Consider the following 20938-nt stretch of genomic DNA (forward strand, 5'->3'; position numbering starts at 1 on the left):
TATGTATTATTTCTCTCCGCAAACTTCTGGCTTTTATCATTCAGATCTACACGGTGCGAATATCCCCGCTGACGCGTTTGCGTTGAGCGAGGGCGAGTATTGCGCGTTGGTCTCTAATGCTCCGGCAGGGACAGTTCTTTCGCTGAACGCTAATGGGCGTCCAGAGCGGGTGGTGTTGGCTGGACCAACCACCGACGCCGCAGAAAGGTTCTGGCGCGACAAGGCACTGGATCGTACTCAATGGCTGGTCCTTCGCGATGCCGAAGAACTGGAAATGGGCGAGGGCACAACCTTGCGTACCGAGGAGTTCAAAGAACTCCTGGCCTATCGGCAAGCACTGCGTGACTGGCCCAATCATCCGGACTTCCCCGATGCCCGTTCGCGCCCTGTCGAACCTGACTGGCTTGATGGTTTGCTACAGGCCAATGGCTGAGGAGTCGACATGGATTATCCAAAAAGCGCTCCCAGCGTCGGGCTGGTGAACGGCAAGTTCGTCAATGAAGATGTTGTCGCGGGATTGCCCGGATCGTTGATCCCGGCGACCTGGGGCAACAGCGTTACCGATGAATTGTTGAACGTCGTCAAATCTGCGGGTCTTGAACCAAACGAAACCGATGCGACGCAGCTATTGCAGGCGCTGAAAAAAATCAGTCAGGCCGGTGAAGGCAAGCATGCGACCGATATCGGCGCCGCCAATCTGTACATGGCCAACTACGTGCCGGTCATCACTACGTTGAAGGACGGTCTGGCGCTGCGCTTTACCGCTGGTAATGCCAACACTGGAGCCAGCACGTTCGCACCGAATGGCTTGCTGCCCAAGCCGTTATTGAGCCTTGGACAGAGTGCATTGCGGCCAGCGGAGATTGTCGGCAGCAGTGTGTGTTCGGTGGTGTACAGCGCGGCGCTGGACAGTTGGGTGCTGGTGTATGCGAGCGGTGGTAATGCTGCGAGCGGCCGGTTGTTGGGGGTAAAGACGTTTACCGTATCCGGCACCTATGAGCCGATAGCCGGGACGAAGCACGTTCTGGTCAAGGTTGTGGGCGGTGGTGGTGGAAGTGCGGGAGTCGGGGCGACCACAACTTCCCAATATGCAACCGTGGGTGGCGGCGCCTCCGGTAGTTATGCTGAAGCGTGGTTACCTTCCGAGGCGCTTGGTTCTCGTCAGGCTGTCACTGTGGGGGCTGGGGGAAGCGCGGGACAGGCCGCGGCGAATGCCGGGGGAGGAGGCACCAGCTCTTTCGGCTCGCTGGTTTCGGCTGCCGGTGGTGGAGGGTCGCCGTGGATTGGCTTTGTTGCGAACCAGGGGATGGGACTTTATACCGGAGGCTATCCCGGCCAGTCGGCCAGTGGAGGCAACATCGTCAACAACGCGGGAAACGCGGGCGCTCCCGGGATCTCTGTCAACGGCTCGACCCTTGCTGGGCACGGTGGCAGCTCGCCGTTGGGTGGAGGCGGTTTTGGCAACAGCGCAGCAGGCTCTCTGGCCGCACCAGGCTCCGGTTTCGGTTCCGGTGCGGGAGGAATTGCCAACGCACCCAGTCAACCTGGCAGACCTGGTGGCGCAGGTGCTTCAGGCGCCGTGATCATCTACGAGTACGCCTGATGAAAACCTACGCACGCATCGTCAACTGCACTGTGGTCGAACTGTTCTCCACCGAAGGCAATATGGCCGAGATGTTTCACCCGGATCTGCTTTGGGTCGACATCACTGAAATCACTCCAGCACCGCAAATCGACTGGACCGCCAACTTCGGCACCCTCGGTTGGGTGTTTGCATTACCCGAAGAACATACGCGGGACGGCACCCTGAAAACTCTGGCAAAAAAATGGCTGACAGGCATTAACCGTCAACCGTGATTCAATCGGGGCAATATCCAGGGAGGATCAAGCATTATGCAAATAACTGAAAGCAACCTTATCGACATCATGCCCAACGCCCGCTCCCAAGCGGGCGTTTTTGTTTCTGCACTCAACAGTGCCATGGCTCGCCGTCATATCGACTCGCCCAAACGCGTCGCGGCGTTCCTTGCGCAAGTCGGTCACGAGTCCGGGCAATTGCGCTATGTGCGCGAACTGGGCAACAACCAATACCTGAGCAAATACGACACCGGTACGTTGGCCTTGCGTCTGGGCAACACACCAGAGGCTGACGGCGACGGGCAAAAATACCGCGGACGCGGGTTGATCCAGATTACTGGCCGTTCGAATTACCGCCAGTGCAGCGTTGGCCTGTTCGGCGATGAACGTCTGTTGTCCCTGCCCGAACTGCTCGAACAGCCACAATGGGCCGCCGAGTCTGCGGCATGGTTCTGGGAACAGAACGGCTTGAACGAACTGGCTGATCGCGATCAGTTCAACACCATTACCCGTCGCATCAACGGCGGGTTGAACGGCCTGCAGGATCGTCTGGAAATCTGGGCGCGGGCGAGGGCGGTGCTATGCCAATCCCCTGGCGAATGATCGGCATCTTATTGCTGACCGCTGGTGCTTTTGCTGCGGCCTGGCAGTTTCAGGACTGGCGCTACGGCCGACAGTTGGCCGAGCAGGCCCGGTTAAACGCCGAAACCCTTAATCAACTGACGCAGACCGCCGCCACCGCGCAACAGGCCGAGCAGGATAAACGCCTGGCGCTGGAGCAGCGGCTCGCGACCAGCGAACAAACCCATTATCGAGCGCTGAGCGATGCCCAACGTGATCAGGATCGCCTGCGCGATCGTCTTGCCACTGCTGATGTGCGCCTGTCAGTCCTTCTCGACGCCAGCGACATCGCCCCAGGCTGCAACGTGCCAGCCACCGCTGGCGCCGGCCGCGTGGATCATGCAACCGTACGCGCCCGACTTGACCCGGCGCATGCTCAACGAATTATCGCCATCACCGACACCGGCGACCGTGGACTGATCGCCTTGCAGGCGTGTCAGGCGTATATCAGAGCGCTGGCGCCCGAACATTTTGAATGAGTCTGTGTATTGAAAGCGCAACCGGCTCGTGTACGGTGGAGGCATTCCACACGATCCGGAGCACGCCGTGAAAGAGATCACTCAACTGGCCGCCGACCTTGGCCGACGTCTGCAACTGCTCAATGCCCACGTCACCACCGCTGAATCCTGTACCGGTGGCGGGATTGCCGAAGCGATCACGCGTATCCCGGGCAGTTCGGCGTGGTTTGAGGCTGGCTACGTCACGTATTCCAACCGGCAGAAAACTCAGCAACTGAATGTGCCGGTCGAGCTGTTCGAAACAGTCGGGGCGGTCAGCCGCGAGGTGGTCGAGGCGATGGTACGTGGTGCCCAGGACAAAAGCCTGGCGCGATTTGCCGTAGCGGTCAGCGGTGTCGCCGGGCCGGACGGTGGCTCGCCGAACAAACCGGTCGGTACGGTGTGGCTGGCGTGGGGCGTTGGCGAGATGGTCACCACTGAGGTTCAGCACTTTCCCGGCAACCGCGATGAAGTCCGCCGACAAACGGTGAAGGCCGCGCTAGAGGGGCTCTTGCGACTAGCGGCACGAGAAATCGAAAATCAGGGGTAGGCGATCCGCGAACGCTGTGGAATAATACTGGCTACTTATACAGGTGTTGGCCGTCAGGCCTTATTGATTACGTGAGGACTTTAATGGACGACAACAAGAAGAAAGCCTTGGCTGCGGCCCTGGGTCAGATCGAACGTCAATTCGGCAAGGGTGCCGTGATGCGTATGGGCGATCAAGACCGTCAGGCGATCCCGGCTATCTCGACTGGCTCTCTGGGTCTGGACATCGCACTCGGCATTGGCGGTCTGCCAAAAGGCCGTATCGTTGAAATCTACGGTCCTGAATCTTCCGGTAAAACCACGCTGACCTTGTCCGTGATCGCTCAGGCGCAAAAAGCCGGCGCGACCTGCGCATTCGTCGACGCCGAACACGCCCTCGATCCTGAATACGCCGGCAAGCTGGGCGTCAACGTCGACGACCTGCTGGTGTCCCAGCCGGACACCGGCGAACAGGCGCTGGAAATCACCGACATGCTGGTGCGCTCCAACGCTGTTGACGTGATCATCGTCGACTCCGTGGCAGCCCTGGTACCGAAGGCTGAAATCGAAGGCGAAATGGGTGACATGCACGTGGGCCTGCAAGCCCGTCTGATGTCCCAGGCGCTGCGTAAAATTACCGGTAACATCAAGAACGCCAACTGCCTGGTGATCTTCATCAACCAGATCCGTATGAAGATCGGCGTGATGTTCGGCAGCCCGGAAACCACTACCGGTGGTAACGCGCTGAAGTTCTACGCTTCGGTTCGTCTCGACATCCGCCGTACCGGCGCGGTGAAGGAAGGCGACGAAGTGGTCGGCAGCGAAACCCGCGTCAAGGTTGTGAAGAACAAGGTCGCTTCGCCGTTCCGTCAGGCCGAGTTCCAGATTCTTTACGGCAAAGGCATCTACCTCAATGGCGAGATGATCGACCTGGGCGTGCTGCACGGTTTCGTCGAGAAGTCCGGCGCCTGGTATGCCTACGAAGGCACCAAGATCGGTCAGGGCAAGGCCAACTCGGCCAAGTTCCTGGCGGACAATCCGGAAATCGCCGCGAAGCTCGAGAAGCAACTGCGTGACAAGCTGCTTACTCCAGCCGTGATCGACTCCAAGGCCTCAGCAGTCAAAGAGACTGAAGACGACCTGGCCGACGCTGACATCTGATTGCAGCGATGACCACTGCAGTACTCGATACCCTCGTCGCGGTGCGACGAACCGCCATGGACTTGCTCGCACGTCGCGAGCATGGTCGAGTCGAGCTGACGCGCAAATTGCGTCAGCGCGGCGCCGAGGCGCAGATGATCGAAACAGCCCTCGACCGTTTGACGGAAGAGGGGCTGCTTTCCGAAGCCCGTTACCTTGAAAGCTTTGTTTCCTACCGTGCCCGTTCCGGCTATGGCCCTCTGCGGATTCGCGAAGAGCTGAGCCATCGCGGTTTGCAGCGCGCCGATATCGAACTCGCCCTGCGCGAAAGCGGTATCAGTTGGCAGGAGCAATTGCAGGAGACGTGGCAACGCAAGTTCTCCGGGCATTTACCGATTGATGCGAAAGAACGGGCCAAACAGGGCCGGTTCCTGGCCTATCGGGGGTTCTCGATGGAGATGATCAACCGCTTGTTCAGCGGTCGAGGGATGGACGATTAAACCGATTCAATAAAAACGGCCCGCTATGAAAATAGCGGGCCGTTTTTTTTTTGCCCTCAAATTACCTTTGACGGTTCGCGGCTGCGTTGCGCTGTTTGCGGTTGGGAATCTGCCCAGTTTTCCGGTAGGTTGATGTAATCGATCAACTCCCTCAGACGCCCGTGAGTGCGCGCGTTGAAGGTGAAGGCCAGTCGCGCCAAATGGCTGAACTGCGCTTCATCGTGTTCCTCGCCGGCGTAGTCGTGCTGATGAAACTGGTCACTCAGGCACAGATCGGCGAATGCTTCCTGCATGTGCTCCAGCGCCTGATCGCTGAGTTTGTGATGCATGCGAATTACGAATTGGCGCTTGAGCCAGCGACTGGAGTGGAAGTTACTGTAGAACTGGTTGATCTGCTCCACCGCCTCGTCGACGCTGTAGACCAGTCGCATCAGTTTCATGTCGGTCGGCAGGATGTAGCGGTTGCTCTCCAGTTGCTGGCGGATAAAGTCCATCGCGCCCTGCCAGAACGTGCCGCCCGGCGCATCCAACAGCACCACCGGCACCAATGGACTTTTACCGGTCTGGATCAATGTCAGCACTTCCAGCGCTTCATCCAGCGTGCCGAAGCCACCGGGGCATAAAACCAGTGCGTCGGCCTCTTTGACGAAAAACAACTTGCGGGTAAAGAAGAAGTGGAACGGCAGCAGATTGCCGGTACCGTCCACCGTCGGGTTGGCATGCTGTTCGAAGGGCAGGGTGATATTGAAGCCAAGGCTGTGATCGCGGCCGGCACCTTCGTGCGCGGCGGCCATGATGCCGCCGCCAGCCCCGGTGATGACCATCATTCCCGAGCGGGTCAAGGCTGCACCGAGTTCGCGAGCCATCGCATACAACGGATGTTCGACCGGTGTGCGCGCCGAACCGAATACGGTGACTTTGCGTCGGCCCTTGAATTGCTCCAGTACCCGAAACGCCTGCTCCAGTTCGCGCAGGGCTTGCAAGGTGATCTTGGCGTTCCAGCGATTGTGGTCTTCCTGGGCCATGCGCAGCACGGTCAGGATCATGTCGCGGTAGATAGGGATATTCGGGCTGTTGGGGGAAACACGGTTGAGTTGTTCTTCGACCTTGCTGATGAGGTCGGGGCCGCTTTCCTGAAAATGACGACTGAGCAAGTCATTCGGTTGGTAAGGCATTCAACGTCTCCTTCTGCACAGGGCGTCGGCCCTGACGAGCGGCGTCAGTGCCGCGCTGCAAAAAACACACGATCGGCAGTTCCTTGCCTGCCGTTGAAAAAAGATCGGGAATACACTGAATCTAGACCCTCGCACGGATTTGCGCTGACTTGATCATTGCGCCGTAAAGTTTTGGCTGGCAATCGTTTATTGATTTTCCGCGCGTTGCTTCACCGCTCGTCCGAACGTGCGCCAAGCGGCAATCCCTCTGATTAACTAACGTACAGGCGCCGTACGACAGCTTTGCGTCAACGACCGTAGGCCAGGCGCATGCAATTCAAGGATTCGTGGGTGGCAAGGAGGCGGGACATATGGCCAGAGTGATTCTGGAGATCGATACGCAGTTGTATCGGATGTTGAAAGCGGCAGCCGAGACCAATCAACTCAGTCTCGAAGAGGAGTGCTGCCGGCGGTTGGCGGGCGGCGAGCGCCGTTCACACTATCTGCAGGCCTTGCTGGCCGAACTGCGCGCCGAGGATGAACAGCGGCGCGCCAATTCGCGATGATTACTTCTTCTTCGCTGGGGCGGCTTTCGGGCAATCCGATTCCTGGTAGCTGGCGGAGCCGATCGCTTTGTTGGTTTTCACTTCAGTGAAGTCGTAACGCATGATCGCACCCTTGGCCATCAGCTTGCGGAACGACGGGTTGTTGCACACCGAGGCGCCCAACTGGAAATACACGGCTTTAGGGTCAGCGCGCATTTTGTCGGCGTGGCTCTTCTGCACGCTCAGGTGGTTGATCAACTGCGTGCCTTCCACGGTGAAACCCTGATCAAGAATGTCTTCACTGATGGCGCGTGGCGTGCCGACGCTGCTTTGTGCGGCGACGTTGCGCAGCTCGCGGTTCAGATTCTGCTCACTCAGGGATGCAGCCTGAGCGGTGAAGGACGACGCCAGCAGAATGGCAGCGGTAGGAACGATAAGGCGCAGCATGAAACTCTCCTGATTCAGTGACTGGTGGTTCGACCAGCCCTGTGGCTGTGCGTTCAGTGGCGCCGGATTATAGGGGAGCCGGTCGGGACGGTACAGGTTTGCACTCGCCGCTCTGGTAAACTGCCGGCCTTTATAGCCTTGCCGAGTGCTGTGCGTGTCGAGTTTTCCTGCCGTAAGGCGTTGCCCGTGACCCATCATGCCCCCAACGCCGTAGCCCGCTTGCGCGATCAGCGCGAGGACGAGGGCATCAAGCCGATTCAGGCCCGTGGCTTTCGCTCCGAACGTTGCCGCGATTGCCGGGTGATCATCAGCCATTGCCTGTGCGCCTGGCGGCCGAGTGTCGAAACGCGTTCGGGCGTGTGTCTGATCATGACCGGCAAGGAAGTGTTCAAGCCGAGCAACACCGGTTGGCTGATTGCCGACGTCGTGCGCGATAACCACGCGTTCATCTGGTCGCGCACCGAGCCCGATCCACAGATGCTGGCGCTGCTCAACGACCCGCAATGGCAACCGTACCTGGTGTTTCCCGGCGAATACGTGGAGCCGTCGCGAGTGACCAATACTGTCGCGATCGATAGCAGCAAGCGCCCGTTGTTCATTCTGCTGGATGCGACCTGGACCGAAGCGCGGAAGATTTTCCGCAAGAGCCCGTATTTCGATCGCTTGCCGATTCTCAGTCTGCTGCCCGATAAACTCTCGCGCTACCGCTTGCGCCGTTCGACCCGCAGTGAGCACCTGTGCACCGCCGAAGTCGCGGCGTTGTGCCTGGAGCTGGCCGGTGACAGCGACGCCGCCTCGGCTCTGGACGCCTATTTCGACGTGTTCAGCCAGCATTACCTCGGCGCCAAACAGCAACTGGACATGAATGAAGCGACGCCGGCCCACGCCGAGTTGTTGCCTTATATACGAAAGCCGCAGCCGGAGTTGGCCCAATAGTGGCCCATACTGTACAAGCCAGCGGCCGTGCTGCTTGACCACCCCGTCTTCGCTGGGCATGCTTGGCGCCGATTAGGGTGCGGCCAAGGTTTGAAACGCCGTGTTTGCTGATGATTGGCGTTGAACGTGCCCCTGTGGATATCGCTTGAAAGCGGCATCTTGAGTTGCTTTGGCCAGACCGGAATGCTCCGGGTCTGCCATCAAAAACAGGATCATTTGAAAAATGGCCACATACGACATCCTGATTGCCGATGATCACCCCCTGTTTCGCAGCGCCCTGCATCAAGCGGTGACGCTGGGCCTTGGCCCGGATGTACGGCTGGTGGAAGTGGCGAGCATCGCCGAGCTGGAAGCGCGTCTGACCGAAAAGGCTGATTGGGATCTGGTCCTGTTGGACTTGAACATGCCCGGCGCTTTCGGGTTTTCCGGGTTGGTCATGCTGCGCGGGCAGTACCCGCAGATTCCGGTGGTGATGGTTTCGGCGCAGGAAGAAGCTTCGGTGATGGTCAAATCCCGTGAGTTCGGCGCCAGTGGTTTTATTCCCAAGTCCAGCGACCTCAGCGTGATTCAGGAAGCGGTGCGCAAAGTGCTCGATGGCGATGTGTTCTGGCCGCCACAAGCGTTCGAGGCGGTCAGTGTTTCCGACGAAGCCAAAGCCGCCAGCGATGGCCTCGCCAGCCTGACGCCGCAGCAGTTTCGCGTGTTGACCATGGTCTGCGAAGGCCTGTTGAACAAGCAGATTGCCTATGAACTGAGCGTGTCGGAAGCGACCATCAAGGCCCACGTCACGGCGATCTTTCGCAAGCTGAATGTGCGCACTCGCACGCAAGCGGCTTTACTGCTGCAACAACTTGAGTCAATTCCGAGCCAATAATGGCTGGCGTCTTCACGCTTTTTTGACTTTTGTTGATCTAGCTTTCCCACTCCTTTTTGGTTGGTTTCTACTTTATGTCACCTTTCAAGGGCCAGACCGGCCTGAAACGTATCCTCAATGCCTCCGGTTACTCGCTGGATGGCCTGCGCGCAGCTTTCACTGGTGAAGCGGCGTTCCGCCAACTGGTACTGCTCAATGTGGTGCTGATTCCGCTGACGTTCTTCCTCAGTGTCAGCCGTGTCGAACAAGCGCTGTTGATCGCTGTGTGCCTGTTGGCGCTGATCGTCGAGTTGCTGAATTCGGCGGTAGAAGCGGCCATTGACCGCATCTCGCTGGAACTGCATCCACTGTCGAAGAATGCCAAGGACATGGGCAGCGCCGCACAATTCGTGGCATTGAGCATGATCGCGCTGGTGTGGGCAGTGATTCTGCTTTAAGCGATTGTCGGCAAAACGATCTCGTCGCTGCGCTGCACCCCGGCGGTGAAAGCGCGGCACAGATCGAGAAATTCGCGCATGGCAGAAGTCTGATATTTCTGTTTGTGCCAGATGAAGTAGAACTGTCGCGCCAGATCCAGATCCGGCGTTTCCACCGGCACCAGACTGCCGCGGCGGAACGCATCACGCAGCGCCAGCCGCGAGATGCAGCCAATCCCTAGTCCTGATTCCACCGCGCGTTTGATCGCTTCGGTGTGTTCCAGCTCCAGACGGATATTCAGTGCGCTACGATGGTGACGCATGGCCTGATCGAAGGTCAGCCGCGTGCCGGAACCCTGTTCACGCAGAATCCATGCCTCGCGAGTCAGTTCTTCCATGGTCGCGCTGCCGCGTTGGGCCAGCGGATGCTGCGGCGCGCAGAACACCACCAGCTCATCTTCAACCCAGCTCTGCACTTCGATGTCCGGGTGGCTACAATCGCCTTCGATTAGACCCAGATCAATTTCGTAGTGGGCGACTTGTTGCACGATATTGGCCGTGTTCTGTACGTGCAGCTTCACCTGGCTTTCCGGGTGGCGCTGCATGAAACTGCCGATCAGCAGGGTCGCCAGATAATTGCCGATGGTCAGCGTCGCGCCCACCGACAGCGAGCCGAAACCGGATTTGCCGTTGAGCAGGTCTTCGATTTCCTTGGCCTGATCGAGCAGGGCCACCGCTTGCGGCAAGAGCTGTTTGCCGAGGGCGTTGAGGCTCAGCCGTTTGCCTGCGCGGTCGAACAGCTGGCAGCTGGATTGGCGCTCGAGTTCGGTGATCGACGTGCTGGCGGCCGACTGCGAGAGGTTGAGCAGACCCGCAGCACGGGATACGCTTTCTTGCTGGGCGACGGCGACGAAGACTTGCAGTTGACGGAGAGTAAATCGCATATCGATATAACCGATAACCCTTATCTTAATAATCCAGTTAACAGATATTGTCGTCGCTATTAGAATGCGATGCAATTGCGCACCGTCGCCTTCAAAAGCCAGCGCAGACCCAATCTCCAGGAGTCAAACGTACATGAGCAACATGAACCACGAGCGTGTCCTCAGTGTTCATCACTGGAACGACACTCTGTTCAGCTTCAAGTGCACCCGCGATCCGGGCCTGCGCTTCGAGAACGGTCAGTTCGTGATGATCGGCCTGCAACAGCCCAACGGCCGCCCGCTTATGCGCGCTTACTCGATCGCCAGTCCGAACTGGGAAGAGCATCTGGAGTTCTTCAGCATCAAGGTGCAGGACGGCCCGCTGACCTCGCAACTGCAGCACTTGAAGGAAGGCGACGAGATCATCATCTCGAAGAAGCCTACCGGCACCCTGGTTCTTGACGACCTGAACCCGGGCAAGCACTTGTACCTGCTGAGCACCGGCACCGGTCTGGCGCCGTTCATGAGCGTGATTCAGGACCCGGAAACCTACGAGCGCTTTGAAAAAGTGATCCTGGTTCACGGCGTACGCTACGTCAACGAAGTCGCCTACCGCGAATTCATCACCGAGCACCTGCCGCAGAACGAGTTCTTCGGCGAGGCGCTGCGTGACAAGCTGATCTACTACCCGACCGTGACCCGCGAGCCTTTCGAGAATCAGGGTCGCCTGACCGACCTGATGCGCAGCGGCAAGCTGTTCAGCGACATCGGCCTGCCACCGATCAACCCGCAGGACGACCGCGCGATGATCTGCGGTAGCCCGAGCATGCTCGACGAGACCAGCGAAGTGCTCGACAGCTTCGGCCTGAAGATCTCGGCGCGGATGCGCGAGCCTGGTGATTACCTGATCGAGCGTGCGTTCGTCGAGAAGTAAGCCCCCCTTAAAAAGCCCCCATTGCCTATGCAGGCAATGGGGGCTTTTTTATGCCCGAAACATTTCCTTCATGCCTGCCACGATCCATGTGGGTGCGGCCTCAGGCTGTGGCAGGAATGACTTCGAGCACACGAATCTGCTCTGGCGTCGGGTAATGCCAGCGCACATCCAGATCCCAGAATTGCGCACCGTACTCGCGTTCAGGCGCCGGGGTTTGATACGCCGGGCGAGGATCTTGCGCCAGGCACTGTTCGATCAGCTCAACCAAAGGCTCGTAGAGGCGCTGAGCGTGTGTGTGCGCTTGTTTCAGTGCTGAGTCCTTCCACTGCACGTCAATCAACTGCGGCGCGGCGCTGGCGATGCTGTTGGCGGCGTTGGGAATGATGTCGGCGTAAGGCACGTAGGGCTTGATGTCGAGAATCGGCGTGCCGTCGAGCAAGTCGATCCCGGAGATGAACAACCGATTGGCTTCAACCTTGTCCAGTTTCACCACCGATTGGCCAATGCCGTTTGGTCGATGGGTGGCACGGGTGGCGAATACGCCCATGGATTTGTTGCCGCCCAGTCGCGGTGGGCGGACTTTCAGCCGTGGTTTGTCTTCCAGTGCCTGATGGAACAGAAACAGCAGCCAGACGTGACTGACCTGCTCCAGCCCTTGCACGGCGTCACCCTGATCGAACGGCGCCACCAGTTCCAGCACGCCACGGGCGGCGGGGGCCAGTTGCGGTTGACGGGGGATGGCGAATTTCTCCTTGAAGCAGGAGCGCACGAAGCCGATGGGGGAGACGCTGTAAGTCATGGTTTGCATTCGAAGCGGGGCAGGGTGGGCATGATAACCCGTCCCGTCTCAAGTCTGGTGGTGGCAGGGCGGACGCCATCGCGAGCAGGCTCACTCCTACAGGGTTGTGGATGTATACAAAATCTCTGTTCGCTGAAAATCCCTGTAGGAGTGAGCCTGCTCGCGATAGCTTCACCGCCGACCTAGAGGCTGAATCCGCCATCAAGAGGAATAATATTCCCGGTCATATAAGCCCCGGCCGTACTCGCCAGACTGATCGCCAACGCCGCCATTTCCTCTTCACGCCCCCAACGCTTCATCGGAATCAGCGCCGTATCCTCGGCCAACGCCTGCTGATCATTGCCAATATGCTGAGTCATCTTGCTCGGAAAGCGCCCCGGCGCGATCACATTGACGTTGATGTGCTGGCTCACCAGCTCCCGCGCCAAAATCCGCGACAGCTGATGCAGGGCGGCCTTACTCGGCCCGTAGGCATACGCCTGCTCGCCAAACGAAGAAATCCCCGCCACCGAGCCGATGTTGATGATCCGCGCCGGGTTCGCCGCCGAACCCGCTTTGCGCAACAACGGTAGAAACTGCTGGATGCAACTGAACACCGACGTCACGTTGAGCTGCATGACTTTTTCCCAACCCTTGACCGGGTAGCTCTCCAGCGGCGCGCCCCAAGTAGTGCCGGCGTTGTTCACCAGAATATCCAGATGCGTGATCTGCTCGCCCAGGCGCGCGGCCAGTTCCTGCACGCCTTCTTCCGTCGCCAGATTCGCCGCCACGCCGTGACACTTGCCCAAGGCGCTGAGTTCTTCCGCGGTTTGATGGCAAGCTTCGGCGTCGCGCGAGCAGACATAGACGCGCGCGCCAGCCTCGACAAAGGCTTTGGCGATCATTTTGCCGATACCACGGGTGCCGCCGGTCACCAGAGCGGTGCGGCCTTGCAGGGAGAAATACGGGTGCATGGCGAGTCCTGAGTGCTAGGGATCAATACACCCTAGTCGTCAGCCGCGAAAAGCGGAGCCACTATTTTCAGAGGGAATGAGCGGTCATGCGTTGCGGCGGCGACCATCAGTCGCCACCGCAGAAGGGGATCAGGCCGGGCGAACGCGCAGGGTCAGACCCTTGAGGAAGTTGCGCAGCAACTGGTCGCCGCACGGGCGGTAGTTGGTGTGGCCGACCTTGCGGAACAGCGCACTCAGCTCAGGCTTGGACACCGGGAACTCGGCGGCCTTGAGGATCGCGTGCATGTCGTCTTCTTTCAGTTCGAAGGCCACGCGCAGCTTTTTCAGGATGATGTTGTTGGTCACCGGCACTTCGATCGGCTGCGGCGGACGGCTTTCGTCCTTGCCACGCTTGAAGATCACCAGACCGTCGAGGAAGTGCGCGATGACTTCGTCCGGGCAGCGCACGAAACCTTCTTCGTCTTCTTCTTTCTTGTCGAGCCAGGTCACTACGTCGGCGAGCGCTACTTCCATGCCGCCGAGCTTGATGATTTCGACAACTTTCTTGTCGCTGATGTCGAGCATGTAGCGCACGCTGCGCAGTACGTCGTTATGAATCATGTGAGTAATCCTGATAAGCGTTGTGGGCAGCACGCGGGCGCGCTGCCGGAATGTGTGGCGGCAGTGGAAGTCTTAGAACTTCTCTTTGCCGGACAGGTAGCGCCATTGGCCAACCGGGACCTTGCCGATCGAGACGCCGCCGATGCGGATGCGACGGATGCCGATGACCTTCAGGCCCACCGCTTCGCAGAACTGGGCGATGATGCCGGGCTGCGGGTTTTTCATGGCGAAGCGCAGCCGGTTTTCGTTCTGCCAGCTGGCCTTGACTGGCGGCAGCTCCTTGCCCTTGTGGGTCAGGCCGTGCTGCAGGCGATTGAGGCCGTGGGCGACCATGTCTCCTTCAACTTCAACCACGTATTCCTGCTCGATCTTCGCGGCGTCGGCGGTGAGTTTGCGGAGGATTTTCCAGTCCTGAGTGAACACCAGCAGGCCGCTAGCCTTGGCTTGCAGGTCGGCGCTGGCGGTCAGGCGCAGGAAGTGCCCGCGCAACGGGCGCTTGCTGAATCGGTGTTCTTCGCTGAGGGTTTCGGCGCTCAGCGATTGCATGGCGGTCTCGACATCCATGCCAGCCGGCGCGTTGAGCAGGATGGTCACCGGCTCCGGTGCGGTGGCCTTGGCGTCCTTGTCGAGCTCGACCTTCTGGTCGCCGACCTTGAATTGCGGCTCGTCAATCACTTCGCCGTCAACGGTGACCCAGCCGCCCTCAATGAACAGCTCGGCCTCCCGGCGGGAGCAACCGACCAGTTCGATGAGGCGTTTGGAGAGGCGAATCGGGTCAGTCATGACAGGGCCGTAACAAAAAAGGGGTGGGCATTGTACCTGTGTGGCGCCGGTTAAGCCCGGTTCCATTTACAGGCTGTTCGCAATTCCCTGTGGGAGCCAGCCTGCTGGCGATTGCATCACCGCGGTGTATCTGACTGACCGCGGCGCATGCATCGCGAGCAGGCTCACTCCTACATGGGGTTGTGTTGTATCAGCCGTTGCCTGAGCGTTGCTGATTTTGTCGCAGGCGCATGTGCAGCAACGGATACGGCTGGCCCATGCCATCCACCTCCGAACGGCCGATCACCTCAAAACCCTGCTTGAAGTAAAAGCCCAAGGCTTGTGGGTTCTGCTCGTTGACGTCGAGTTCATCGGCATTCAAGTGCTGCATCGCGTAGGTGAGCAGTTTCTTGCCCAAGCCCTGGCCACGATGTTCGGGATCGATGAACAGCATTTCAATCTTGCCCGCTGCAACTCCGGCAAATCCGGTGATGCGCTGGTTAGCATCCTTGGTGCAGATCAGCATTACTGCATCGAGATAGCGGGTGAGCACCAGATTGCGCAGCAGTTCGATATAGCTGTCCGGCAGAAAATCATGTGTCGCGCGAACCGAGGCCTCCCAGACCCGGGTCAGTTCCTGGTAATCGCTGAGTTTCGGCGTGTGGATGACCGAATGGTGACGCATGCCCGTCTGCCTCTTGTCCGTTTCAAGGGAGTCCGTCCCCCGCTAAACGATAGCCGTAAAAAAGCCCCGCATCTCGTAAAAAGAGCGGGGCTTTTTGTATTTTTTGCGGTGTCTGGCTGGCTGTTTCTGTCGCCAGCAAGAGCTCACCCCCTCACCCCAACCCTCTCCCCCAAGGGGGCGAGGGGGAAGGGAGCTGATCTCCGTGCTGTTCAAAGCCTGAGTCCGACTCGATATTTCAGGTCGCCGCAATTCGAAAGAACACATAGATCAGTCCCCTCTCCCTCCGGGAGAGGGTTAGGGTGAGGGGCTTTTGACGTTCAGATCAGATCTGCTCAGCCCACAGATCATATTCGTCAGCGTCAGTCACCTTGCACCAGACCTTATCGCCCGGCTTCAAATTGCTGCCGTTATCAATAAACACGTTACCGTCGATTTCCGGTGCATCGAAGAAGCAGCGGCCAACCGCGCCTTGCTCGTCAACTTCGTCAACCAGCACTTCAATCTCACGGCCAATGCGCATTTGCAGGCGGGCCGAGCTGATCGCCTGCTGGTGCGCCATAAAGCGATCCCAACGATCTTGCTTGACCTCGTCCGGCACCACTTCCAGATCCAGATCATTGGCCGGAGCGCCATCCACCGGCGAGTACTGGAAGCAGCCGACGCGGTCAAGCTGGGCTTCGGTCAGCCAGTTCAGCAGGTACTGGAAGTCTTCTTCGGTTTCGCCCGGGAAGCCGACGATGAAGGTCGAACGGATGATCAAATCCGGGCAGATTTCGCGCCAGTTCTTGATCCGCGCCAGGGTCTTGTCTTCGAACGCCGGGCGTTTCATCGACTTCAACACTTTCGGGCTGGCGTGCTGGAACGGGATGTCCAGGTACGGCAGGATCTTGCCGGCAGCCATCAGCGGGATCAGCTCGTCAACGTGCGGGTACGGGTAAACGTAGTGCAGGCGGACCCAGACGCCGAGGGTGCTCAGCGCTTCGCAGAGTTCGGTCATGCGGGTTTTCACCGGCGCGCCGTTCCAGAAGCCGGTGCGGTATTTCACGTCAACGCCGTAGGCGCTGGTGTCTTGCGAGATCACCAACAGCTCTTTAACGCCGGATTTGACCAGGCGCTGAGCTTCGTCGAGTACATCACCGACCGGACGGCTGACCAGTTTGCCGCGCATCGACGGGATGATGCAGAAGGAGCAGCTGTGGTTGCAGCCTTCGGAGATCTTCAGGTAGGCGTAGTGGCGCGGGGTCAGTTTGATGCCTTGCGGCGGCACCAGGTCGATCAGCGGGTTGTGATCTTTACGCGGCGGCACCACTTCGTGCACGGCGTTGACCACTTGCTCGTACTGCTGCGGACCGGTCACGGCCAGCACGCTCGGGTGCACGTTGCGGATGTTGCCTTCTTCCACGCCCATGCAACCGGTGACGATCACCTTGCCGTTTTCCTTGATCGCTTCGCCGATCACTTCCAGCGACTCAGCCTTGGCCGAATCGATGAAACCGCAGGTGTTGACCACGACCACGTCGGCGTCCTGATAGGTGGACACCACGTCATAGCCTTCCATGCGCAGCTGGGTCAGGATGCGCTCGGAGTCGACCAGTGCTTTCGGGCAACCCAGAGATACAAAGCCAACCTTTGGATTGGCCGGCGCAGGAGTGGTGGACATGTCTAACCTCGGTATTTTGTGACATCGCTTTCTTGGTGCGAAAGCCGACGGATGGGCGCTTAGGGCGCGCCTCTGATCAAAAAGTGCGCAATTCTAGCGGTGAGGAGCGCACTTGACCAGCTTTATGCCGGGAAATACGACGAGTGCTGCGCTATGCTTCGCGCCGTTGAGCTTTACCAATTTTTTACAGTCAACAAAACGTCTGTAACAACAGGTAAAACAGCGCATGCTGCACCACAAAGCATAGTGCTTCATTCAAAGAAGCCGGTTCTGAGAAGTAGGAGTGTTGGATGGGTCAGGCAAGTAGTCATGCGGCAGGCGCCGAGGGTTCGGCAACCAAGCCGCTGAGCATGCTGGTCGCGGCAGTCGGGGTAGTTTACGGCGACATCGGCACCAGCCCGTTGTACACCCTCAAAGAAGTGTTTTCCGGCGGTTACGGCGTACCGGTCAATCACGACGGCGTGCTGGGCATTCTGTCGTTGATCTTCTGGTCGCTGATCTGGGTCGTGTCGATCAAATACATGATGTTCGTGCTACGCGCCGACAACCAGGGTGAGGGCGGCATCATGGCGCTCACCGCACTGGCCCGTCGCGCGGCCGGGCATCGCAAGAAGCTGCGGTCGTTGCTGGTGGTGTGCGGACTGATCGGTGCGGCGCTGTTTTACGGCGACAGCATGATCACCCCGGCGATTTCCGTGCTGTCGGCGATTGAAGGTCTGGGGCTGGCGTTTGAGGGTATCGACCATTGGGTGGTGCCGCTGTCGCTGGTGGTGCTGGTCGGGCTGTTCCTGATCCAGAGCCATGGCACAGCGCGGATCGGCATCTTGTTCGGGCCGATCATGGTCACCTGGTTCCTCGTCCTCGGCGCCCTCGGTGTGTATGGCATCAGCCACACGCCAGAAGTGCTGCATGCGCTGAATCCGGTCTGGGCCGTGCGTTTCTTCATGGTCCACACCGGCATGGGCGTGGCGATCCTCGGCGCCGTGGTGCTGGCCCTGACCGGTGCCGAAGCGCTGTACGCCGACATGGGCCACTTTGGTCGCAAGCCGATTGCCCGGGCGTGGTTCCTGCTGGTGCTGCCGGCGCTGGTGCTGAACTACTTCGGCCAGGGTGCGTTGCTGCTGGACAACCCGGAAGCGGCGCGTAACCCGTTCTATCTGCTGGCGCCGAGCTGGGCGCTGATTCCGCTGGTCGGACTGTCGACGCTGGCCACGGTGATCGCTTCGCAAGCGGTGATTTCCGGCGCGTTCTCCCTGACACGTCAGGCGATTCAGCTCGGTTACATCCCGCGCATGTACATCCAGCACACCTCCAGTGATGAGCAGGGCCAGATTTACATCGGCGCGGTGAACTGGGCGCTGATGGTTGGCGTTGTGCTGCTGGTGCTGGGCTTCGAATCCTCCGGCGCACTGGCCTCGGCCTATGGCGTGGCAGTGACGGGCACCATGCTGATGACCACCATTCTGGTGTCGGCGGTGATGCTGCTGCTGTGGAAATGGCCACCGATCCTCGCCGTGCCGGTGCTGATCGGCTTCCTGTTGGTGGACGGTCTGTACTTCGCCGCCAACGTGCCGAAGATCGTTCAGGGCGGCGCATTCCCGGTGATCGCCGGTATCGCGCTGTTTGTGCTGATGACCACCTGGAAGCGCGGCAAACAACTACTCGTCGATCGCCTCGACGAAGGCGCACTGCCGCTGCCGATCTTCATCAGCAGCATCCGCGTGCAACCGCCGCATCGGGTGCAGGGCACTGCTGTGTTCCTCACCGCGCGCTCCGACGCCGTACCGCATGCGTTGTTGCACAACCTGCTGCACAACCAGGTGCTGCATGAGCAAGTTGTGTTGCTGACCGTGGTCTACGAAGACATCCCGCGTGTGCCGCCATCGCGACGCTTCGAAGTCGAGGCCCACGGCGAAGGCTTCTTCCGGGTGATCCTGCACTTCGGCTTCACCGACGAGCCGGACGTGCCGCAGGCGCTGAAGCTGTGTCATCTGGATGATCTGGACTTCAGCCCGATGCGCACCACGTACTTCCTCAGCCGGGAAACGGTGATTGCCTCGAAGCTAGAGGGCATGGCGCGTTGGCGTGAAGCGTTGTTTGCGTTCATGTTGAAGAATGCCAACGGCAACTTGCGGTTCTTCAATCTGCCGTTGAACCGGGTGATTGAATTGGGGACGCAGGTGGAAATGTAAGCCAGGCCTCAAATTAAAGGCCCCCGTCAGCTTCAAGGCTGCCGGGGGCTTTTTTGTGCCCGCACATAAACTTCCAATCCACTGCAAATCCTATGTGGGAGCGAGCTTGCTCGCGAAGGCTGAGTGTCAGTCGAGACATATGGTGGCTGATCCACCGCATTCGCGAGCAAGCTCGCTCCCACAAGGGTTCTGTGGTGTTAGTGGCTTTCAGGCAATTCTTCTTCGGATTCGGTCTTTGTGCGAGCAGGTCGTGGGATCAGCGCTTGGATCACATCATCAATCAAGGCTTTGCCCATCACTGTCAGATAATGCGCGGCCCAGGCATGGCGGTCGGTGTCTTTGATGAAGGCTGCATCCTCGGCGAAGGATTTTGCGAGGGATAGCAGGTCGGAGGATTGGGACAAGGCATCGATGATCGGGATGCCGGCGCGGACGTTGAAGAACGCTTGATCCGAGTTGTAGAGGAAGGGGGTGAAGCCGATGGTTTTAAGATCAGGTGGATTGTTCATGGTCAGTTCCCTTGATTTCGAGAGCTGCCGCATCCGATACCAAGCGAATGGGTGGCAGCTGTGCGCAGGTTGGTAAACCGGGGAATCAAGGAAACCGGCACGCCCGAAAGCGTCCCACGCACAGCTGCCATAACACAGGGACTCGGACGGGATTTCGCCTGAGTCGTGTCGGGTGCGCTGTTGCGCCTTATTCCACCGGGTTACCAAGCCCGATCGCTGAATGGGTCAGCGACGTCCGGAGAGTATCCCGTCGAAAAACAGCGCAATAGAGCGGCACAGCGCCCCAGCAAGAGTTTCGGAGTTTGCCTACAAGGTCTGTGGGCGTCATCTGATATTGCGAGACTGGAAGTAAACGATACTAAACGTCACGCACGAACTGACGTGTGCAAAGCATTCAGGTACGTATGACGGCATCAGCGGAACAAGAAGTACAGGATGAACCAGAGGAGCTTCGGATCGAAAAGAAGGCCAGTGAACGATTGCTCGTCTTTGATTTGGTCCGCGCAATCAGCCATGACGATATGCGGGCAAGGTATGCAGCGATTAGTGATCGACCCAAGGGCTTGACGACCCGACCTCGGCAGTGAGACAAGTGTCCACGTTTTATGGAATGTGGACACTTGAGGTTTTGAGCTAAATGAAGAGTCAAGACATTTTACTTTTGTTCAAAATGGCCAGTCTCCACGCTCAGGAAGAGAACCTCTTGGGGGAGATGGAGGCCGAATCGAATTCGGACAGGGTCGAAGAGCTGCTCAGGCCTTATGTCGTCAGCCGAATGACCGCAGGGGAGAGTGTGGGGAAGCCATTGGTCACGTATTCCACTGATGGGGAAGACGCAATCTTTCATCGCCGCGAATTCGACTCGCCTTTCGCTGATGGGTCAGGCTGGGAGGGATGGGCAGAACCAGCAGCTGATACACCTCTGACCAGTTGGAGTGATCGGTATTCTCTGCGTGCCCTGTCTGCCTCTCTCGGACTGAGCAAAAGCGAAGTCTCAAATGCTCTCGCCCGATGCCGGGAATCCGGATTGCTCATCCATGACTACGACACCGGCCTTGCCAAAGTGAACCGCCGGGAACTGCTGAAAATTACCGAGCACGCGCTGAAGTACTTCTTCCCGGTCAAGCCAGGCGCGATGGTTCGTGGCATACCGACGGGCTTTGCGGCACCTGCGCTGTCCAAAAGCATCAAGAGTGCGGGTGGTCTGATTCCGGTCTGGCCCGATGCGCATGGAACCGAGAGAGGCCAAGCGATAGCGCCACTTTACAAAACAGTGCCGGAAGCGGTGAAAAAAGACCGGATCCTTTACCACTATCTGGCACTCGCTGATGCAATCCGTCTGGGCGGTCCACGTGAGTGTGGTGTGGCAATCAGTATTCTGAAGGCAGGGATGGGGCTGAAATAAC

26 protein-coding genes are annotated in these 20938 nt (G+C 58.9%); 15 read left to right on the forward strand and 11 right to left on the reverse strand.

Annotation, left to right across the window (positions count from 1 at the left end; all coding sequences use genetic code 11):
• Position 1 precedes the first annotated feature (1 nt).
• The 8 genes from AC1DVF_RS16215 (at position 2) to recX (ending at position 5143) form a co-directional block, all read left to right on the forward strand.
• Positions 2–433, forward strand: a complete 432-nt coding sequence (locus AC1DVF_RS16215; RefSeq protein ID WP_116254544.1) for a phage tail assembly chaperone — start codon at positions 2–4, stop codon at positions 431–433.
• A gap of 9 nt (positions 434–442) precedes the next feature.
• Positions 443–1603, forward strand: coding sequence for a glycine-rich domain-containing protein (locus tag AC1DVF_RS16220; RefSeq protein WP_477782785.1), 1161 nt, complete (start codon positions 443–445; stop codon positions 1601–1603).
• Complete coding sequence (locus AC1DVF_RS16225; protein WP_460090031.1) at positions 1603–1857, forward strand: hypothetical protein; 255 nt, start codon at positions 1603–1605, stop codon at positions 1855–1857. Before AC1DVF_RS16220 ends, AC1DVF_RS16225 begins: the two co-directional genes overlap by 1 nt.
• 36 nt (positions 1858–1893) lie before the next feature.
• The gene (locus AC1DVF_RS16230) at positions 1894–2460 is read left to right on the forward strand and encodes a glycoside hydrolase family 19 protein (protein ID WP_007908750.1); all 567 of its coding nucleotides are present in this window, start codon (positions 1894–1896) and stop codon (positions 2458–2460) included.
• Positions 2439–2957, forward strand: coding sequence for a lysis system i-spanin subunit Rz (locus tag AC1DVF_RS16235; protein ID WP_460090032.1), 519 nt, complete (start codon positions 2439–2441; stop codon positions 2955–2957). The genes AC1DVF_RS16230 and AC1DVF_RS16235 overlap by 22 nt, the downstream gene beginning before the upstream one ends.
• Before the next feature lie 67 nt (positions 2958–3024).
• Positions 3025–3525: a CinA family protein gene (locus AC1DVF_RS16240; protein ID WP_460090033.1), complete on the forward strand. Its 501-nt coding sequence runs from the start codon at positions 3025–3027 to the stop codon at positions 3523–3525.
• An 83-nt stretch (positions 3526–3608) separates the two neighbouring features.
• Positions 3609–4664, forward strand: a complete 1056-nt coding sequence (recA, locus tag AC1DVF_RS16245) for a recombinase RecA (RefSeq protein ID WP_007908746.1) — start codon at positions 3609–3611, stop codon at positions 4662–4664.
• Between the two features lie 8 nt (positions 4665–4672).
• Positions 4673–5143, forward strand: a complete 471-nt coding sequence (gene recX / locus AC1DVF_RS16250; protein ID WP_477782786.1) for a recombination regulator RecX — start codon at positions 4673–4675, stop codon at positions 5141–5143.
• A gap of 56 nt (positions 5144–5199) precedes the next feature.
• On the opposite strand, the gene AC1DVF_RS16255 is transcribed toward recX, so the two are convergent.
• Entirely contained in the window at positions 5200–6318 is a 1119-nt protein-coding gene (locus AC1DVF_RS16255) for an LOG family protein (RefSeq protein ID WP_093436427.1), read from the reverse strand.
• A 350-nt stretch (positions 6319–6668) separates the two neighbouring features.
• Between AC1DVF_RS16255 and AC1DVF_RS16260 the strand changes: the two genes are divergently transcribed.
• A complete protein-coding gene (locus tag AC1DVF_RS16260) occupies positions 6669–6863 on the forward strand; it encodes a hypothetical protein (protein WP_077571372.1) in 195 nt (64 codons plus the stop codon).
• Here AC1DVF_RS16260 and AC1DVF_RS16265 read toward each other — a convergent pair whose 3' ends face one another.
• The gene (locus AC1DVF_RS16265) at positions 6864–7289 is read right to left on the reverse strand and encodes a PA3611 family quorum-sensing-regulated virulence factor (protein WP_016985722.1); all 426 of its coding nucleotides are present in this window, start codon (positions 7287–7289) and stop codon (positions 6864–6866) included. It abuts the gene before it with no gap.
• A gap of 186 nt (positions 7290–7475) precedes the next feature.
• On the opposite strand from AC1DVF_RS16265, the gene AC1DVF_RS16270 reads away from it, so the two are divergent.
• Positions 7476–8225, forward strand: a complete 750-nt coding sequence (locus tag AC1DVF_RS16270; protein WP_099758165.1) for a tRNA-uridine aminocarboxypropyltransferase — start codon at positions 7476–7478, stop codon at positions 8223–8225.
• Between the two features lie 72 nt (positions 8226–8297).
• Here the strand turns inward: AC1DVF_RS16270 and AC1DVF_RS16275 are convergent, their stop codons facing one another.
• A complete protein-coding gene (locus AC1DVF_RS16275; RefSeq protein WP_156685511.1) occupies positions 8298–8456 on the reverse strand; it encodes a hypothetical protein in 159 nt (52 codons plus the stop codon).
• On the opposite strand from AC1DVF_RS16275, the gene erdR reads away from it, so the two are divergent.
• A complete protein-coding gene (gene erdR / locus AC1DVF_RS16280; protein WP_095119237.1) occupies positions 8449–9099 on the forward strand; it encodes a response regulator transcription factor ErdR in 651 nt (216 codons plus the stop codon). The two genes, AC1DVF_RS16275 and erdR, sit on opposite strands and share 8 nt — an antisense overlap.
• 74 nt (positions 9100–9173) lie before the next feature.
• Complete coding sequence (locus AC1DVF_RS16285) at positions 9174–9536, forward strand: diacylglycerol kinase (protein WP_099758166.1); 363 nt, start codon at positions 9174–9176, stop codon at positions 9534–9536.
• On the opposite strand, the gene AC1DVF_RS16290 is transcribed toward AC1DVF_RS16285, so the two are convergent.
• Positions 9533–10459, reverse strand: a complete 927-nt coding sequence (locus AC1DVF_RS16290; RefSeq protein WP_093436421.1) for a LysR family transcriptional regulator — start codon at positions 10457–10459, stop codon at positions 9533–9535. The two genes, AC1DVF_RS16285 and AC1DVF_RS16290, sit on opposite strands and share 4 nt — an antisense overlap.
• Before the next feature lie 133 nt (positions 10460–10592).
• Here AC1DVF_RS16290 and fpr point away from each other — a divergent pair, with 133 nt between their 5' ends.
• On the forward strand, positions 10593–11372 hold the full coding sequence (gene fpr, locus AC1DVF_RS16295; protein WP_007908723.1) for a ferredoxin-NADP reductase: 780 nt from the start codon (positions 10593–10595) through the stop codon (positions 11370–11372).
• 100 nt (positions 11373–11472) lie between these two features.
• Here the strand turns inward: fpr and tsaA are convergent, their stop codons facing one another.
• The 6 genes from tsaA to rimO all read right to left on the reverse strand — a co-directional run bounded on the left by tsaA (position 11473) and on the right by rimO (position 16831).
• Positions 11473–12171, reverse strand: a complete 699-nt coding sequence (gene tsaA / locus AC1DVF_RS16300; RefSeq protein WP_477782787.1) for a tRNA (N6-threonylcarbamoyladenosine(37)-N6)-methyltransferase TrmO — start codon at positions 12169–12171, stop codon at positions 11473–11475.
• A 182-nt stretch (positions 12172–12353) separates the two neighbouring features.
• Complete coding sequence (locus AC1DVF_RS16305) at positions 12354–13124, reverse strand: SDR family oxidoreductase (protein WP_093436415.1); 771 nt, start codon at positions 13122–13124, stop codon at positions 12354–12356.
• Between the two features lie 129 nt (positions 13125–13253).
• Entirely contained in the window at positions 13254–13724 is a 471-nt protein-coding gene (locus tag AC1DVF_RS16310) for a YehS family protein (RefSeq protein WP_007908719.1), read from the reverse strand.
• A gap of 72 nt (positions 13725–13796) precedes the next feature.
• Positions 13797–14507: an rRNA pseudouridine synthase gene (locus AC1DVF_RS16315; protein ID WP_042704893.1), complete on the reverse strand. Its 711-nt coding sequence runs from the start codon at positions 14505–14507 to the stop codon at positions 13797–13799.
• Positions 14508–14697: 190 nt separating this feature from the next.
• Complete coding sequence (locus tag AC1DVF_RS16320; protein WP_093436409.1) at positions 14698–15171, reverse strand: GNAT family N-acetyltransferase; 474 nt, start codon at positions 15169–15171, stop codon at positions 14698–14700.
• A 322-nt stretch (positions 15172–15493) separates the two neighbouring features.
• Positions 15494–16831 carry a 30S ribosomal protein S12 methylthiotransferase RimO gene (rimO, locus tag AC1DVF_RS16325; RefSeq protein WP_150792523.1) on the reverse strand — a complete coding sequence of 446 codons (1338 nt, stop codon included), beginning with the start codon at positions 16829–16831 and terminating at the stop codon, positions 15494–15496.
• A gap of 350 nt (positions 16832–17181) precedes the next feature.
• On the opposite strand from rimO, the gene AC1DVF_RS16330 reads away from it, so the two are divergent.
• Positions 17182–19023 carry a potassium transporter Kup gene (locus AC1DVF_RS16330; protein ID WP_460092317.1) on the forward strand — a complete coding sequence of 614 codons (1842 nt, stop codon included), beginning with the start codon at positions 17182–17184 and terminating at the stop codon, positions 19021–19023.
• A gap of 197 nt (positions 19024–19220) precedes the next feature.
• Here AC1DVF_RS16330 and AC1DVF_RS16335 read toward each other — a convergent pair whose 3' ends face one another.
• Positions 19221–19532 (reverse strand): DUF3077 domain-containing protein, encoded by a 312-nt coding sequence (locus tag AC1DVF_RS16335; protein ID WP_257357179.1) that lies wholly within the window; start codon positions 19530–19532, stop codon positions 19221–19223.
• A 637-nt stretch (positions 19533–20169) separates the two neighbouring features.
• Between AC1DVF_RS16335 and AC1DVF_RS16340 the strand changes: the two genes are divergently transcribed.
• Positions 20170–20937 carry a MarR family transcriptional regulator gene (locus AC1DVF_RS16340; protein ID WP_460090038.1) on the forward strand — a complete coding sequence of 256 codons (768 nt, stop codon included), beginning with the start codon at positions 20170–20172 and terminating at the stop codon, positions 20935–20937.
• Position 20938: the final 1 nt, after the last annotated feature.

It is taken from the genome of Pseudomonas sp. P4_D7 (genome assembly GCF_056401755.1).